The 15,892-nt window shown below is 39.0% G+C and carries 15 protein-coding genes; 6 read left to right on the forward strand and 9 right to left on the reverse strand.

Annotated features, from left to right (window positions below; genetic code table 11):
• Positions 1-4: 4 nt before the first annotated feature.
• The 4 genes from T530_RS0102960 to T530_RS0102975 are packed head-to-tail and all read right to left on the reverse strand — an operon-like array spanning position 5 to position 2,827.
• The gene (locus tag T530_RS0102960; RefSeq protein WP_027727736.1) at positions 5-628 is read right to left on the reverse strand and encodes a lipopolysaccharide assembly protein LapB; all 624 of its coding nucleotides are present in this window, start codon (positions 626-628) and stop codon (positions 5-7) included.
• A gap of 10 nt (positions 629-638) precedes the next feature.
• Positions 639-1,013 (reverse strand): polymer-forming cytoskeletal protein, encoded by a 375-nt coding sequence (locus T530_RS0102965; protein WP_027727737.1) that lies wholly within the window; start codon positions 1,011-1,013, stop codon positions 639-641.
• 14 nt (positions 1,014-1,027) lie between these two features.
• The gene (rfbB, locus tag T530_RS0102970; RefSeq protein ID WP_027727738.1) at positions 1,028-2,167 is read right to left on the reverse strand and encodes a dTDP-glucose 4,6-dehydratase; all 1,140 of its coding nucleotides are present in this window, start codon (positions 2,165-2,167) and stop codon (positions 1,028-1,030) included.
• Between the two features lie 9 nt (positions 2,168-2,176).
• Positions 2,177-2,827: an RluA family pseudouridine synthase gene (locus T530_RS0102975; protein ID WP_027727739.1), complete on the reverse strand. Its 651-nt coding sequence runs from the start codon at positions 2,825-2,827 to the stop codon at positions 2,177-2,179.
• Positions 2,828-2,856: 29 nt separating this feature from the next.
• Here T530_RS0102975 and T530_RS0102980 point away from each other — a divergent pair, with 29 nt between their 5' ends.
• Complete coding sequence (locus T530_RS0102980) at positions 2,857-4,029, forward strand: hypothetical protein (RefSeq protein WP_027727740.1); 1,173 nt, start codon at positions 2,857-2,859, stop codon at positions 4,027-4,029.
• 140 nt (positions 4,030-4,169) lie between these two features.
• Here the strand turns inward: T530_RS0102980 and T530_RS0102985 are convergent, their stop codons facing one another.
• Positions 4,170-4,817 (reverse strand): PTS sugar transporter subunit IIA, encoded by a 648-nt coding sequence (locus T530_RS0102985; RefSeq protein ID WP_027727741.1) that lies wholly within the window; start codon positions 4,815-4,817, stop codon positions 4,170-4,172.
• Positions 4,818-4,943: 126 nt separating this feature from the next.
• Here T530_RS0102985 and T530_RS0102990 point away from each other — a divergent pair, with 126 nt between their 5' ends.
• Genes T530_RS0102990 through T530_RS0103000 form a run of 3 tightly spaced genes read left to right on the forward strand, consistent with a single transcriptional unit; the run spans position 4,944 to position 8,652 of the window.
• Positions 4,944-6,008, forward strand: coding sequence for a hypothetical protein (locus T530_RS0102990; protein WP_027727742.1), 1,065 nt, complete (start codon positions 4,944-4,946; stop codon positions 6,006-6,008).
• A 2-nt stretch (positions 6,009-6,010) separates the two neighbouring features.
• The gene (locus T530_RS0102995; RefSeq protein WP_027727743.1) at positions 6,011-6,871 is read left to right on the forward strand and encodes a M23 family metallopeptidase; all 861 of its coding nucleotides are present in this window, start codon (positions 6,011-6,013) and stop codon (positions 6,869-6,871) included.
• Between the two features lie 20 nt (positions 6,872-6,891).
• The gene (locus T530_RS0103000; RefSeq protein ID WP_252507348.1) at positions 6,892-8,652 is read left to right on the forward strand and encodes a phosphoglucomutase; all 1,761 of its coding nucleotides are present in this window, start codon (positions 6,892-6,894) and stop codon (positions 8,650-8,652) included.
• On the opposite strand, the gene T530_RS0103005 is transcribed toward T530_RS0103000, so the two are convergent.
• The 3 genes from T530_RS0103005 to T530_RS14600 are packed head-to-tail and all read right to left on the reverse strand — an operon-like array spanning position 8,649 to position 12,379.
• Positions 8,649-9,788 carry an HD domain-containing phosphohydrolase gene (locus T530_RS0103005; protein ID WP_027727745.1) on the reverse strand — a complete coding sequence of 380 codons (1,140 nt, stop codon included), beginning with the start codon at positions 9,786-9,788 and terminating at the stop codon, positions 8,649-8,651. The two genes, T530_RS0103000 and T530_RS0103005, sit on opposite strands and share 4 nt — an antisense overlap.
• Before the next feature lie 12 nt (positions 9,789-9,800).
• The gene (locus T530_RS0103010; protein WP_027727746.1) at positions 9,801-10,160 is read right to left on the reverse strand and encodes a hypothetical protein; all 360 of its coding nucleotides are present in this window, start codon (positions 10,158-10,160) and stop codon (positions 9,801-9,803) included.
• A gap of 29 nt (positions 10,161-10,189) precedes the next feature.
• On the reverse strand, positions 10,190-12,379 hold the full coding sequence (locus tag T530_RS14600) for an ATP-binding protein (protein ID WP_051537783.1): 2,190 nt from the start codon (positions 12,377-12,379) through the stop codon (positions 10,190-10,192).
• 111 nt (positions 12,380-12,490) lie between these two features.
• On the opposite strand from T530_RS14600, the gene T530_RS0103020 reads away from it, so the two are divergent.
• Both T530_RS0103020 and T530_RS0103025 read left to right on the forward strand, forming a co-directional pair.
• Entirely contained in the window at positions 12,491-14,275 is a 1,785-nt protein-coding gene (locus T530_RS0103020) for a phospho-sugar mutase (RefSeq protein ID WP_027727747.1), read from the forward strand.
• Between the two features lie 14 nt (positions 14,276-14,289).
• On the forward strand, positions 14,290-14,871 hold the full coding sequence (locus tag T530_RS0103025; RefSeq protein WP_027727748.1) for a PolC-type DNA polymerase III: 582 nt from the start codon (positions 14,290-14,292) through the stop codon (positions 14,869-14,871).
• Positions 14,872-14,937: 66 nt separating this feature from the next.
• Here T530_RS0103025 and T530_RS0103030 read toward each other — a convergent pair whose 3' ends face one another.
• Positions 14,938-15,870, reverse strand: a complete 933-nt coding sequence (locus T530_RS0103030) for a LysM peptidoglycan-binding domain-containing M23 family metallopeptidase (RefSeq protein ID WP_027727749.1) — start codon at positions 15,868-15,870, stop codon at positions 14,938-14,940.
• Between the last annotated feature and the right edge of the window lie 22 nt (positions 15,871-15,892).

Consider the following 15,892-nt stretch of genomic DNA (forward strand, 5'->3'; position numbering starts at 1 on the left):
TATTCTAGTTTAATTTAGAGCTTACACGCTCACGTCCGCGAATTGCATCATAGAAAGTTGAATTGAGTTTCAAAGCTTCATCATAAGCCTGTAAAGCTTCTGCATAGTTTCCTGCCATTTCGCGGGCATATCCAACTCTAGCCCACCATCGCTCACGATTAGGCTCTTTTTTTACTGCCATAGAAAGTGAAATATCTGCATGCTGGTATTTAGCCTGACGGATGTAGATTTCCCCCATATAATAATATGCAGCGCCAATTCTGGCTCCGTTTTCACTTGCAGTAGCGGCATATTTCTGGAACTGTTCAAGAGCTCCGTTATTTTTTCCAAGATAATATTTTGATTCGCCAAAGATTTCGATTAATCGCAAATCATAAGGGCTGATTTTCAAGCCAGCATCTGCACGCTGTTCAGCTTCTGCATACTGTTTGTTGGCAACCAAAGACCAGCACAAAACTACATAGGAATCAATTCTGTTAGGATTATCTGTAATTTCCTGCTCACAAATCTGAATAGCTTCCTTGTAATTTCCGTTATGATAAAGAACAAGCGCATCCTGTCTGCTCTGTGCAATAAGATTTAAGACAAAAATTGAACTGATAAAAATCAATGACAAGAACTTTTTCATTATTTCACCCCTAAACAGCCTGACCAGAAGTTTTCATAGAACATTTTCCGGTAAAAACACAGCCAGGTTCCAGAACAACTTTTTCAGTTGTAATGTCACCTTCCAAAGAACCAGAAGAAGTTACAAAAATCAATTTATTTCCGATTACATTGCCGCAAACCTTTCCGCGAACCAAAACACGTTCGGCCTTAATGTCAGCGTTTACAACGGCATTTGAATCGATTACAAGATCACTTTCACTAAAAATATTCCCGTTTACTTTCCCGTGAATCATAAATGAAGTTTTAGTTCTGATAGTTCCTGTAAAAAGAATATCGTCTTCAATAATATTTTTGAAAGATTCTTCTTCAAGGTCAAAAAAGTCTGTGTCTTTTACGTCAAACATATTCTATCCTAAGGCTATCTGCCCATCTGTGTATAGTTTTTAGAAATCCAGTCCTTGTAAGAACCGCTCTGAATATGTTCAATCCAGGTAGTATTTGCAAGGTACCAGTCTACAGTTTCCTGCAAGCCTTCTTCAAAAGTCATAAGACGCTTCCAGCCAAGCTTTGTCTTGATTTTTGTACAGTCGATGGCATAGCGCTTGTCGTGTCCCGGACGGTCTTTTACGTAAGTAATAGTCTTTTCTACGTCTTCTACCTTTTTTCCGGTTGCAGCGGCAGTAAGTTCAATTACCTTATGAAGCAGCTTGATATTCTGCCATTCGTTTTCACCGCCGATATTGTATTTTTCGCCAGTTACGCCGTTTTTTACAATCAGCCATACAGCACGGTTGTGGTCTTCTACATAAATCCAGTCGCGGATATTGTCACCCTTACCGTAAACAGGAAGATTTTTTCCTTCCTTGATATTTGAAATCATAAGTGGAAGGAGCTTTTCCGGGAACTGATATGGACCGTAGTTGTTTGTACAGTTTGAAAGTGTGATTGGAAGACCATAAGTGTGGAAGTAAGCCATTACAAGGTGGTCTGAAGATGCCTTTGATGACGAATATGGAGAGCGAGGATCATAAGGTGTGTCCTCACGGAAGTAACCTGTCTCGCCAAGAGAACCGTAAACTTCATCAGTTGAAATATGATGGAATAGAACGTCATCGCGGATGCTTCCGTCTTCTTTTTTCCAGTAATTGCGGGCAACGTCCAGCATTGTAAAGGTTCCCATTACATTTGTCTTTACAAAGGCTTCTGGGCCCAAAATTGAACGGTCAACATGGCTTTCTGCGGCAAAGTGAACTACAGTATCAATATCATACTGCTTGAAAATGCGTTCAATCTGCTCTCGGTTACAGATATCAACCTGCTCAAAAAAGTATCGCTGATTTTTTCCGGCTGCTTTTCCGAATTTTTCTTCTACGTCAGAAAGACTTTCAAGATTTCCTGCATAAGTAAGGCAGTCTACATTTACGACATTTCCGTCAAAAGCAGCGTCGCTAAAAAGATTATTTTTTGCTGATGAGAGTCCAAAAAGATAATGAATGAAGTTTGAACCGATAAATCCGGCACCACCGGTAATCAGAATGTTTTTTAATTTTCTGCTCATTCTTCTATTTTAGCATATTTTCATATGCGGGGGAAGTTCAATTTCAAAGGCGCTTTCCCTGCCGTTTAAAGGAAGTGTAAGACGAACCGATGCCAGAAGAAGAGATTTTATTTTCAGGGCTTTTTTCAAGGCCTTATTGAGCTTAAAATTTCCGTGCTGATCGTCGCCTGCAATCGGACAGCCGTTTTTTGCAAGATGAATACGGATCTGGTGCATACGACCGGTTTCAAGCTTAAGGCGAAGTACAGAAAGTCTTATATTTTCATAGCCTTCAAGTTCTGTCGTGAAATTCTTTTCCTCTTCTACAGTAAAATATGTAACTGCAGATTTTTCACTTCCGTGCTGGGTGACATTTTCTGTAATCACGCCCTTTTTCTCTTTCATAGTTCCGGCACAGATTGCAATATATTCTTTTTTTACGGCTTTTGAAGAAATCAGTTTTGTCCATTTAGACGCCGCAAAAGGTGATTTTGCAACAATCATAAGGCCTGCGGTGTCCTTATCAAGGCGGTGAACAAGATAAACTTTCTGTCCGACCTGCTGGGCAAAATCAACATCAAGGGAATGCTTTACCCCCTGACCGCCCTGAACACTAAGTCCTGCAGGTTTATTTATCACATAAATTTCATCATCTTCATATAAAACACTTACGCAATTCATCCGAAATATAATAATAAGGATAAAACAAAATGACAACAAAACTTTTCTACAAAAAAATTACTGCGCTTTATATTGCATTTTTTTCAGGCTTTTTGCTTTTTGCAGAGCCTATTATTGACGAAACATTCGGATATTCTCTCGACATTCCGGAAGGTTACGAACTTTCCGCAACGACAAACGATAATTTAAGCCTCGCGTTTACCCATAAAAATCTTCCGGTAACACTTGCGGTGAAAATTTATGACAGCACGGAAGATGCCATTTCTGTTCTTCAGACGGCACTTGAAAAAGTGGGCTCAAAGGATGAAGCCGGAAACTTTGAATGGAATAATAAATCCTGCGCCATTGCAAAACCGTCTTTTACCCTGTCCAACGGACAGGAATTTGCAGGATGGGCTCTAAGCTCTCCAACAAAACTTGAAGGATATTATCTTACCCTTCTCTGTTATGCTCCAAAGTCAATTTCTGAAAAATGTAATTATTTTATCATGTCGACATTGAACTCTTTGCAGATTGGAGATGAAAAGACCACGGGAATAATTACAGATTTTGCATATCCAAAACAGGGAAAAGAGGATGTACAGCTTGTAATTGACGGAAAAAAAATCAAAACAAGCGTTGATAAAAGTGATGCAGAGGCATCTGAATTTGTTGTAAATATTGAATTTGCAGTTCTTACAATGTACGCAAATCATCCTCATAAAATGGATGCATGGAAACGCTATTACCGCCTGCTTTATCGTGATTCATATGCCCGTCTTTCCCACGTAAGCGATGATATTTACAAGGCGCTTTTACCGGAATTGAAAACAAAATCTCCAAAGAACCTTCAGCTGGGCTATGCTCAGGCTCTATTAAGCTGGGTTCAGACATTTGATTACAAACGCGCAAAGATAAAAACAAATTCAGACTTTACTCCGCTTCCTGCAATTCTCACAGGAGAAGGAAGCGACTGCGACAGCCGTTCTATGCTTGTAAGCCTTCTTTTGAATGCAAAAAACATTCCGTCTGTACTTTTGTTAAGTCCAGGATTTTCACATGCAATGGCTGGAACTGAAATTCAGGCTCCCGGACAGACTTTTGTAGATAGCGAAAAAGGGAAAGAATACCTGATGGGAGAAACTACAGCCAAAGTTACCTGGGGAACAATAGCCCAGGATCATGCAGATAAGAGCAAGTGGTTTGCTATTGAATTGAACTAAAATGGACAAAAAAAAACGGACTGTGGGACGCAGGCGGAAATTAGGGGGGAACCCGCAAGGGGCAAAATGCTATATACCGACGCATTTTGCCTGATTTACGCCGTCGCTGGGACCCGCAGTCCGTTTTTTTGTAGATTAAGTTATGCTTTCAAAAGCAAGTCGTAAACTTCTTTTTCTGTAGCGGCCTGGGTCATTGCCTGACGAAGGTCATTTTTCTTAAGTTTTGCGCTGAAGTGCGAAATTGTCTTAAGGTAATATGAATGCTGGTTATAAGCCGCAGCAATCATAAAGAGAAGATTTACCTTCTCATCATCAATTGTCTGGAAATCTTCCAGAGGCTTCTTACAAATTCCAACTGCCATTACAAGGTCTGTAACAGAAGAAAGACGAACGTGAGGAATAGCAATTCCGCGTCCGATTGCAGTCGACATAAGCTCTTCACGCTTAAGGATTTCTGTTGTAAGTTCCTGTTCGTTCTTAACCTGAGGTGCTGTAGCCAGAACCTGTGCGAGTTCTACAAGAGCATCATGCTTTGTAGTATGATTTATAAAAATTACACGCTCAGGAGAAAGAACATTTCTTACCTGAACCTGAATCTGAGCCTGTTTTGTAGTATCTGAAGAAAGACGGGCATTTACCCAGTTTTCTACTTCAGATTTCTTGAAACGCCATACAGTTCCGATTTTACCAGCAGGAATTTCCCCCTTCTGAGCCCAATCATAAACTGTTCTATCTGATACACGAAGGTATTTTGCAACTTCTTCAATTGTAAGGATATCGTCTTCCACGACGCGCCCCCTCTGACATGTTTTTTAAAATCATTTTGAAAACTTTAGAATATTTTGCATACTTTACGCTTTTTTGTCAACGATTTTTAAGTTGAGATAATTAGTATTTTATAGTAAATTATTAATATGAATGAAACTAAATCTCGTGCTCCATTACTTATTACCTTAGCAATCATTTTTTCAATCGCTTATCTTATTCTTGCAGCCCGAAAACTTCCAAAAGAATATCAGTTCCAGCCAATCTGGAAAATTAATATAACAAAACAGATTTCAGAACTCAAAGAAGGACAGGAGCAGCACTACTTCAGACTGGGAAAAAACATCGGTTACTTCACTGACGACGGAAACATCACACTTTTTAAGCCCTTCCAGAATCTTGCTTCAATTTCAGATACATATTTTTCAATTTTTAATAACTATACTAAAAACACAACCTTTTACGAAAATAACGGCTCTGCAAAGGGCGTAATTAATTTTGAAGGACTTCCATACATTGTTGAAGACCGTATTTACGTAATGCTGGCAGGCGGAAATTCCTTTATCAAATGCGATGAAAACGGAAATGCCGACTGGCACTATGAAGGGATTCTTCCGATAACCGCCTTCAGCTCAAACAGCGCCTATACCGCAGCAGGTTTTGCAAACGGTTCTATTTCAATTTTCAATAACACAAACGGAATTTCTGAAATCGAATTCTCTCCTGGAGGAAGTGATTTTCCTGTAATTCTGGGAATTGATATTTCAGAACACGGAGAATACATTGCAGCAGTCTGCGGACACAATAAGCAGAGATTTATCATCGCCCACAGGGAAGAAAATCAACCTAAAATCATTTATCACACTTTCTTAGACACAAAAGGTGCCCACCAAAGTCTTGTTCATTTCTGCAACGACAACAGCCGCGTCATTTATACTTTTGAAAAAAACATCGGAATTTATGATTACAGACAAAATCAGAACAACATCATTCCGATTAATTCAAAAATCATTTCTATCAGGGAATCTGATAATTTAATTTTCCTTTTAGGTAAAAACGCTTCTGAATATACAGTTTACCTTCTTGAAAAAACAAATACCCTTGAAGGAAGCTTTAGTTTTAAAGCCGAAACTGCCTTCATTCAGACAGGGAAAGACTGTTTATTCATAGGAAAAGACGATTCCATCTCAAAAATCTCTTTGGAAAGGAAATAGTGATGAAAAAAATAGCTGCAGTCATAATAAATCTTACTTTGCTTGCAGGCATTTTTGCCTTTGAATGGCCATCAGAAAAGGCTGACGCAGATAAAATCTCAACCTGGTTTGCCCAGCGCACAGATACAAATATGGGCACCTTTATAAATCTAAAAGAAACAGAAGAAGTCCTCTGCTCTGATGCAGGCAATACCCTGATAATTATTGAAGATCATAATGATGACACAGATTTTTTCACATCCTCTCTGGGAGCTGCAGTTATTGTCCGTCATGATGATAGTTTAATTTCTGTTTATTCACATCTTGAAAACTCTTCGATTGTTACTACAGACTATTCAAAAACAATTCAAAAAAGCCAGGTAATTGCTCAGACAGGAAACACAGGCTTTGTAAAAGATGAAAAAACACTTGGCTTTCAGATTATCGATGTAAAGGAAAAGAAGGCTATAAATCCCCTTTTACTGCTTCCTCAGCCGCAGACTCTTCCTCAATTATCTATTTCTACAATAATAATTAAAAATAAAAACGGAACAGCCTATGATTTGCAGTGGGCAAAAGCATTTTACGCCGGAACCTATAAAATCTATTTCAAAAGAAACGAAATTCCAGTTCCTTTTAAGACTACTGTGCTTGTAAACGGTGAACAGACTGATGAAATTTCCTATAACTCCCTCAATCAGGAAGACGGAAAATGCAACGTTACAGGAAAAAGAAATTATTCAAATCTTGAAATATATCCGGATGAAAAACTTATGCTGGTTGGTGAAGCAATTCTAAAACAGGGGAAAGCGACAATCACATTAATTTTCACAGACTTAAAAGGAAATTCAAGACATTTAAATTATAACGTTACAGTTCACTAAAAGTATGATAAAATAAAATCATGGAACATAAAATGATTTTATCGGCTTCCGGATGGCGCAAGGTATTTGCAGCATCCGGAGCAGAACAAGACAAAACAAGTGAAATTACAAAAGAAAGTAAGGCTATTTCGGTTGCCGCAGCAGTTTGTTTTTTTGACTACCTTTCAAATCTTACAGGATTAACAGCTCCGGTTATTGCAGTCGGAATGGATACACGTCCAACAGGACCTGCAATTGCAGATGCAGTCTTGCGCGCCCTTATAAAAAAAGGCGCAATCATTCAGTTTTTAGGTATTTCTTCCGCACCAGAGATTATGGCTTATGCTAAAAAACTGGACGGCTTCATTTATATTTCTGCAAGCCACAACCCTATTGGCCACAACGGAATAAAATTCGGTACAAATGACGGCGGAGTTTTAAATGCTGCCGAAAATGCAAAAGTAACGGATGCATTCCTTAAGCTTGTAGGCGATGACAATCTTCTTTTGACAACAGTTTCTGAAGCTGATGCCTGCAGTTCTTCAATCCTCAAGCAGGTCTATCAGGAATCTTCCAGCGCCAAACACAATTCTCTGAAGGCTTACTCAGACTTTATCCGCCGTACAATTTCTTCAAGTGAAGATAAAGAAGGCCAGGAAAAGTTCTTCAATCTCATAAAGGCATCTGCAGAAGAAAAAGCTGTGGGAGTTGTCTGCGATTTCAACGGAAGTTCAAGAAATTACTGTATCGACCGCGACTTTTTTGCAGAAAACAAGATTAAATTTAACAGCATAAACGATAAAGAAATTGTCCACGAAATAATTCCAGAAGCAGAAAATCTTGTTCACGTTGCAAAACAGATGGAATGGCTGCAGAATCAGGGCTATAAAGAGTACATTCTCGGTTATATGCCTGACTGCGACGGAGACCGGGGAAACATCGTTTACTGGGACGACAAGCAGAAAAAAGCAGTTATCCTAAAAGCCCAGGAAGTTTTCAGCCTTTCAGTTCTAGCAGAACTTACCTGGTGCATCTGGAATAACAAAGAAAATAATATAAAACCTGCTGTTGCTGTAAACTGCCCTACTTCCATGAGAATTGAAGAAATTGCAAAGGCGCTTGGAGCAGAAGTTTTCCGCGCAGAAGTTGGAGAAGCAAACGTTGTAAATCTTGCCCGCGAAAAACGTGAAGAAGGCTTTACAGTTCCAATTTTGGGAGAAGGTTCAAACGGAGGAACAATCACATATCCTTCAAGCGTGCGTGACCCTCTTAATACTGTTTTTGCCCTTTTAAAACTCCTTACAATCCGTGAAAACGGACTTTTTGAACTCTGGTGTAAAAAATCCGGTGCAAAATATAAGGCAGATTTTACCCTCACAGATATTCTTGCAACATTGCCTGAATATACAACAACAGGTGTAAGCGAGCCTCGCGCTGTATTAAAAGTAAAAACTACAGATCACGCAAAGCTTAAGGCTGCTTTCCAGAAGGTATTTGAGGACAGCTGGAAGAAAAAGAAATCAGAACTTGAAAAGAAATACGGAATTACATCTTATGAAGCTGTAATTACAAACGGAACAAAAGAAAGCCGGAATGTAAAAGATTATTCTTTGAGTAAGAAAGGCGGACTTAAGATTCTTTTCAAGGATAAAAAGGATGAAGCCTGCGCATTTATCTGGATGCGTGGCAGCGGAACCGAACCTGTATTCCGTATTATGTGCGACGTTAAGGGCAATAATACGGAGGAAGAAAAAGCCCTGCTTGAATGGGAAACAGAGCTTATCAAAAAGGCCGATAACTAAAACATCTGAGTCATATAATCTGGAAGATCAGAATTTTCATCTTCCAGAGAATAGTGCTCGGCGTCAAAGTTTTCAAATTCTTCCTTAAGATTTTTGAAGCATTCAATAATCTTAGGGTTGAACTGGCCGCATTCACCGCCGACAATCATTTCATAAGCCTGCTCAGGGCTGAAAGCATCCTTATAGCAGCGTTCACTGACAAGAGCATCATAAACATCTGCAAGGGAAACAAGCTGGGCAGAAAGAGGTATTTCATCACCTTTTTTGTGCATTGGATAGCCTTTTCCATCCCATCTTTCATGGTGATAAAGACAAATTTCATAGCAGGCAGTACCATATTCTTCATCCCAGATATCAGACATTTCCTTTACGATTGCAGCGCCCTTTGATGTGTGAGCAGTCATAATGGCAAATTCATCAGGAGTAAAACGTCCCGGCTTCAGCAAAATTGAGTCAGGAATTGCAATTTTTCCTACATCATGCAGGGAACTTGCAGAAGCAATCAGTTTTGCCCTGTGAGTTGTCATACCTTCTTCCGGGTAAAGCTTCATATATTCAAGAGCCAGAAGATGTGTATAACCTTTTACACGGTGAATATGTTCTCCGCTTTCAAGATTACGGGATTCAACGACAGTACCAAGAATATCGATAATTCTTGCATTATTCTGATGAAGTTCGTATGCCTGACGGCGCAAAAGAATATTTGTTTTTTCAAGAATATCAGTCTGTGTATTGTAGCGTTCTTCTATCTGCTTGCGGTAATTGTAGAGGTCTGTAATGTTTTTTACTCGCTGGCGGACAATGTTTACATTAAAAGGCTTATGAATAAAATCATTTACACCGAATTTTAAGGCTCGTGTTTCAACTTCAACGGTTGCGTCACCGCTTATAATTACGACAGGAATATCTTTCATCCAGTCACGCTCTTTCATAATATTGAGAACATAAAAACCATCAACTTCCGGCATAACAAGATCCAGAAGAACTACGGCTATATTTTCAATTTCTGAATTCATTATTGTAATTGCCTGACGACCGTCAGCAGCAGTAAGGATGTCATATTCGTCTTCAAGCATATCCGAAAGAATATCGCGGTTAAGCTCAACATCATCGACTATAAGTATTTTATTACGCATAAATTCCCCCGGTTACATTTCGTCTTTATATTTTTCCAATACATCCATAATCAGCTTGTAATCAGAACTTACTTTGTTTACCAGTTCTGTAATGTCGTTTTTTGGTGCTCCATGACGCATTGTGTCACAAAGTTCAGAACCGGAACGGGCAAGTTCGGTAAAACTCATATTAAGGGCAATTCCCTTCAGATTATGAGAAGATTTAAATCCCCCTTCCCAGTCTTTTATCTGAATTGCATTAATCATATCGTTGTAATCAGTCAAATCCATAAATTTCAAAAGATACTTTGAAATCAGTTTTTCAGAACCCAAGCGTTCCATTGCATCTTCATAATCTGAATTAGTCTGTTCGTAAACTTCCTTAATTGTCATAAATCCCGCCTTATCTAATAGATTATATTTTACACCAAGTTATCAATTTTTTTTATAAAAATTTCATCCAAAACCGTAAATAATTTAGTAATGTTAATCGGCTTTACGATATAGGCATTCATGCCTTCCTTTTTTGCCATCTGAATATCTTCTTCAAATGCATTAGCCGTAACCGCAACGATAGGAATCTGAGAAAGCGATATATCAGGAAGATCACGGATAAATCTTGTAGCTTCATAGCCGTTCAAAATAGGCATCTGGATATCCATGAGGACTGCTGAATAATAACCAGGGACGCTGGCCTTCACTTTTTCTACTGCTTCCTGACCGTTTCTTGCTTCTTCAACCTTAAAGCCTGCCCTCTGTAAAAGTTCTGTCGAGATTTCGCGGTTAAAGTCATTATCATCAACAAGAAGAAGAATTTTTCCCTCGTAATTTCGTTTTGAATTATTGATTTTTGAATCGATTCTGTAACTGTCGTGATTGAGAGAAATGTATTTTTCCTTTTCATACTGTTCAAGGCTGATGTGATTAAACTTAAGCTTTACAATAGTTTCAGTTCCGACATTTTCGGCGCTCTTGATTTCTATTGTTCCGTTCATGTGCTCAATCAGTTTTTTACAGATTGCAAGACCAAGTCCCGTACCACTGACTTTATCTTCAATAAGCTTCTGACGGCTGAAAGGTTCAAAGACATGCTTTAAGAAATCACTGCTCATTCCAATTCCGTTATCCTTCATGCTGAATTCGTATTCGGAACTTGATTTTCCCGGAGCAGAAAGCAGGAGCTTTTCTTTTACAGTAAGAGAAATATCGCCGTGCCGCTGAGTATATTTTACGGAGTTACCAAGGATATTAATAAGAATCTGCTGAAGATGCAGCTTATCACACATTACATAAGAATTAGTAAGCAATTCGGAATTTATATGGAAATTCTGTTTTTTAGGCTGAGTCTGAACTGTAAGGATATTTTCTATTTCGCTTAAAATTTCACGAAGGTCGCATTCAGTTTCCTTAATCGTAATTTTTCCGCTTTCAATACGGCTTATATCAAGGACTTCATTTATCAGGGAAAGCAGATGATTGCTGGCAGCAAGGCTCTTTGAAAGATACTGCTTCATCCTGATTTCATCAGAACTGTTAAGAACCGCAAGATTTATGTATCCGACGATTGCATTCATAGGAGTTCGGATATCATGGCTCATGGAAGACAGGAAGATTGTCTTATATTTTGCTTCCGATTCAGCCTTATTCACCCGCTCTTCCATAATTGAAATATTAATTCTTTCCTGAGTGTTTTTAATCATAAAGATCAAATAAATTGAATAAAGTACGCTCATTATCACAATAAATTTTACGGCAGTACTTTTAAATAATTCCAGATCTTTGAAAATTACGTTGTTTTTTCCAAAAACACATATAGAAAAATTTTCCACTGACAAAGGAACTACATATATATAAAGCTTTTCACCCAGACTATGCACTTCTGATGAATAGACACTAAGCTTTTCACAGGCTGAAACAATTTCATCTACCTTGTTTTTAGGATAAATAAGCCGGGTTAAAAAGGCATAGAGATTTCCCGTCAGGCGGGAATAGGTATTTACATACATTTCCCGGGTATTTGGATTAAAAATTATGTAATCTGCGTTGCCGTCATAAATTGATTCAACGCCTTCATTTGCAAGAAAGTCCAGATCGAGTTCACAGAAGAGGATACATACAGTTTTTCCGCTTATGGTAACAGGAAGATAATGATCGATAGATACCATTGATTCTGTAAAACTTGGCTTTATAGGAGAGAAACTTTCTCCTTTTTGCGCCTGACGGAAGAAATATTGATCGTCAGTAATCTGCATGGTTTTTCCGCCCCTGCAGATAATAGTACCGTCAGGAAGAATCATTTTTACATCATAGGTATTATATGAAAAAGTAAAATTCTTCATGAAATTAATGAATTCTTCCTTTTCATCTATTTTATTGGCAATGATTAAATCTGCGTAATCGTGAAGGAATAAGGACTGATACTGAATGTCTGAAGAAAAAAGATTTCCGACTTTTTCGGCGGTTGTTTCAAGATTTATAAGGCAGTTTTTCTCTGTAAGACGGTACATTCGGAAATATACAAAGGCAACAAGTATTATTGAGATAATAATAATTGCGATCGTTGAAAGAAGAGAACCAAGCTGTTTAATTTTTTTAGAAAAACTTAAATTCACAATATATAGTATATTTTAACATGAATGGTAGCAAAATCAATAAAAATCACTTATAATAATATTGAATAAGGCTCGCTCTGACCGGCGGGTTTACATACACAGGAGAATTAAATGGATCAGGCAGAAATCTTAAAGAGAGCAAAAGCTTACATTGCAGAAGAAAAAGATGAAAGATTCAGCAAGGAAGTAGAAGAACTTATTTCGAAAGAAGATTACAAAGAGCTTGAAGACAGATTCTATCAGACTCTTGAATTTGGAACAGGCGGACTCCGCGGAATTATGGGCGGTGGTACAAACCGCATGAATACACTTGAAATCAACAAGGCTACACAGGGTCTTGCAAACTACGTTCTTAAGGCATTCCCTAAAGAAGCAAAAGAAGGAACTTTGAGTGCAGTTGTTGCTTACGACAGCCGCTTGAACTCAGATGTTTTTGCAGAAGCAACAGCTTTGATTTTTGCTGCAAACGGAATTAAGGCTTACCTTTTCTCAAGCCTTCGTCCTACTCCAGAGCTTTCATTTGCAATCCGCCAGCTGGGAGCAAAAACTGGTGTTGTAGTAACAGCATCACACAACCCACGCATGTACAACGGTTACAAGGCTTACTGGGACAACGGTGCTCAGGTAATTGAGCCTCATGATGTTGGTATCATTGAAGAAGTAAACAAAGTAACAGAAGTTAAGACAATGACACGCGTTCAGGCAATTGCCGAAGAAAAACTCGTAATCATTGATAAAGAAATTGATGAAAAATTCTGGGCTATGTGTAAGGCACAGCTTTTCCGCCCTGAATTGATTAAGGAAAAGGCAAAGGACATCCGCATTGTTTACACACCACTCCATGGAACAGGTGCAATGCACGTAGAAAAAGTTCTTGGTGATCTTGGACTTAAAGTAATCACTGTTCCAGAGCAGCGCGAACCGGATGGAAACTTCCCTACTGTAGAAAAGCCAAACCCAGAGGAAAAACCAGCTCTTACTCTTGCAGTTGAACTTGCAAAGAAAGAAAAGGCAGACGGTGTAATGGCAACTGACCCTGATTCAGACCGCTTTGGTACAGCATTCCCAGACAAGGACGGAAACTTCGTTCTTTTGAGCGGAAACCAGATGGGTGCCCTTTTGATGGATTATGTAATCAGAAGCCGCGAAGAATTCGGAAAGATGCCTAAAAATCCAGCCCTCATCCGCTCTATCGTAACATCTAACTTCGGCGATGCTATCTGCAAAAAGCACAATATCGCTTTGGTTGAATGTCTTACAGGATTTAAGTGGATTGCCGCTGCAGAAGAGGCATTTGAAAAAGCAGGAACTCATAACTATGTATTCGGTCTTGAAGAGAGCTACGGTTACAAGATTGAAAAAGAAGTAATGGATAAAGACGGTGTTTCTGCTGCTGCTATGTGTGCAGAAATGATTCTTTACTGGCGTTCACAGGGTAAATCACTTCTTGAACACCTTGATGATATGTACAGAGAGTACGGCTACTATGAAGACCGCGCAATTTCTAAGAACTTCCCGGGAAGCTCTGGTGTTGCAGTAATGAAGGGAATCATGGCTAAACTCCGCACAGAAGGTCTTAAGACTTTGGGTGGCGAAAAGGTTGTTAAAATCCGTGATGTTCAGGAAAGTGTTGTATTCGATCCAGCAAATCCTTCTAACAAAACAAAGATTGACCTTCCAAAGAGCAATGTACTTCAGTTCTATCTGGAAAGCGGTACAATCGTAAGTGCACGTCCTTCTGGAACAGAGCCTAAGATTAAGTTCTACATCAACTCTGTAATCCCGGCAGGAGACGGAAGCGATGCATGGCTCAAAGATGCTAAAGCTAAGGCCGGCACATTCTGTAACGCAATTGAATCAGACATCAACTCTATTCTTGATGCTGCTTCAAAATAAGGCAAAAACTTTCGATGCAGCACTACAACAGGATTTTGCAGGATAACAGACGGCTGCTCAAGCTATTAAAAAGCGGAGCAGTCATCACAGCCTTTGATACCGAAACTACTGGCATAAAGGCGGAGGACTGCACGATAATCGAGATTGGTGCTGTAAAATTCAATAAGGATGGAGAGCTTGACCGCTTCTCCACCCTTATAAATCCAAATCTTCCTATTCCACCCATAATCACCCAAATTACAAAAATCACTGACTCAATGGTTTATGATAAGCCCTGCATTAAAGAGGTATTGCCGCGTTTTATTGATTTTATTGGCGATTCAATTTTGATGGGCCACAATGTTCAGTTTGATTTGAATTTCTTAAACAGTGAGTGTGAAAAAAACGGACTGCCTTATGTGAGAAATCACGCACTTGATACACTGCGTATTTCCCGCTGGGCATATCCAAAGGCAGAGCGCCACAAGCTTGATTATCTGGCTGATGCTTTAAAAATAAATAAAGGTCACAGTCACCGTGCCTTTGACGATGCTGTAACCTGTAAAGAATTATTTCTGCGAATTCTGAAAGATACTGTGCAGTGTCAAAAACTATAATACCATAAAAAGTGCCTCTAACACTGCACATCAGCTTTGCAAGCAAAGCTGATAGTATAATGCAAACTAATTGCGGGGTGCAGTGCGTGGGTCTATAGGCTGGCCGTTCTGGAATACCATGAAGGTAATGCCTGGCTTTCCGCTGATAGGATCAACGCCTGCAGTTCCTAAATCAGCGCCGCTTACAGCATAATCACCCTTCTTAACGTTTACGCTGCCAAGTCCTGTATAGGCATAAATCAGGCCGGTCTTTGACTGAACAAAGAGAACCTGACCAAAACCACGGTAAACACCAACATACATTACAGTACCTTCATGAATACACAAAACCTTTTCATTCTGCAAGGCTGATAGTTGAACGCCTGAAACTTTTCCTTTTACCGAAGTAATTCTTGGATTTTTTACAGGCCATTTTGTATTTGCATCTGAAGACACAGTTGAACCGTAAGTTCTTGTATCTGGAGCTTTATCGTCGAGTCTGATTGTTGTAGTTGTCGTTGAAGCTGAATCCTGATTATATGAAGTATTTGAACTTGAAGATGTTGCAGGAGTTTTTCCCTGTGAATACTGACTGCCGCTTGAAATCTTTAATTTCTGTCCAACTTTGATGACTGCATTATTATCAAGATTATTTAAGGCTAAAAGCTCAGGAACCTTCATGCCGTTTTTGCGAGCAATTCCATAAAGGGTATCGCCCTTTTGAACAACATAAGATGAAGTAGCTGCATTAGATGTTACTTTTGGCGCAGATTTCTGATTTGATGATGAAAGAGCTGCTGCAGTTCCAATATCAGCCTCAGGAATTATAATTTTCTGTCCGGCTTTAAGAACATCATTTTCAGAAAGGTTATTTGCAGTTCTAAGTTCTGCAACTGTGATCTGATTTTTACGGCTGATAGAATATAAAGTATCGCCTTTTTCAACAATATAAGTTGTGTCGGCAAAAGAAAGCGCAAAGTTTGTGATTGCAATCAAAGTCAATAGTACAAATTTCTTCATACTATATTTATCGGCATTAAAA

Origin of the sequence: Treponema sp. C6A8 (genome assembly GCF_000619925.1) — a bacterium.
Classification (GTDB): Bacteria; Spirochaetota; Spirochaetia; order Treponematales; family Treponemataceae; genus Treponema_D.

Excerpts from the sequence above, each read along its gene's own strand:
- T530_RS0102995 (WP_027727743.1), top strand. The coding sequence starts at position 6,011 with ATGAAAAAAATAGCTGCAGTCATAATAAATCTTACTTTGCTTGCAGGC.
- T530_RS0103000 (WP_252507348.1), top strand. The coding sequence starts at position 6,892 with ATGGAACATAAAATGATTTTATCGGCTTCCGGATGGCGCAAGGTATTT.
- T530_RS0103010 (WP_027727746.1), bottom strand. The coding sequence starts at position 10,160 with ATGACAATTAAGGAAGTTTACGAACAGACTAATTCAGATTATGAAGAT.
- T530_RS0102990 (WP_027727742.1), top strand. The coding sequence starts at position 4,944 with ATGAATGAAACTAAATCTCGTGCTCCATTACTTATTACCTTAGCAATC.
- T530_RS0102960 (WP_027727736.1), bottom strand. The coding sequence starts at position 628 with ATGAAAAAGTTCTTGTCATTGATTTTTATCAGTTCAATTTTTGTCTTA.
- T530_RS0102980 (WP_027727740.1), top strand. The coding sequence starts at position 2,857 with ATGACAACAAAACTTTTCTACAAAAAAATTACTGCGCTTTATATTGCA.
- T530_RS0103025 (WP_027727748.1), top strand. The coding sequence starts at position 14,290 with ATGCAGCACTACAACAGGATTTTGCAGGATAACAGACGGCTGCTCAAG.
- T530_RS0102965 (WP_027727737.1), bottom strand. The coding sequence starts at position 1,013 with ATGTTTGACGTAAAAGACACAGACTTTTTTGACCTTGAAGAAGAATCT.
- T530_RS0103005 (WP_027727745.1), bottom strand. The coding sequence starts at position 9,788 with ATGCGTAATAAAATACTTATAGTCGATGATGTTGAGCTTAACCGCGAT.
- T530_RS0102975 (WP_027727739.1), bottom strand. The coding sequence starts at position 2,827 with ATGAATTGCGTAAGTGTTTTATATGAAGATGATGAAATTTATGTGATA.
- T530_RS0103030 (WP_027727749.1), bottom strand. The coding sequence starts at position 15,870 with ATGAAGAAATTTGTACTATTGACTTTGATTGCAATCACAAACTTTGCG.
- T530_RS0103020 (WP_027727747.1), top strand. The coding sequence starts at position 12,491 with ATGGATCAGGCAGAAATCTTAAAGAGAGCAAAAGCTTACATTGCAGAA.
- rfbB (WP_027727738.1), bottom strand. The coding sequence starts at position 2,167 with ATGAGCAGAAAATTAAAAAACATTCTGATTACCGGTGGTGCCGGATTT.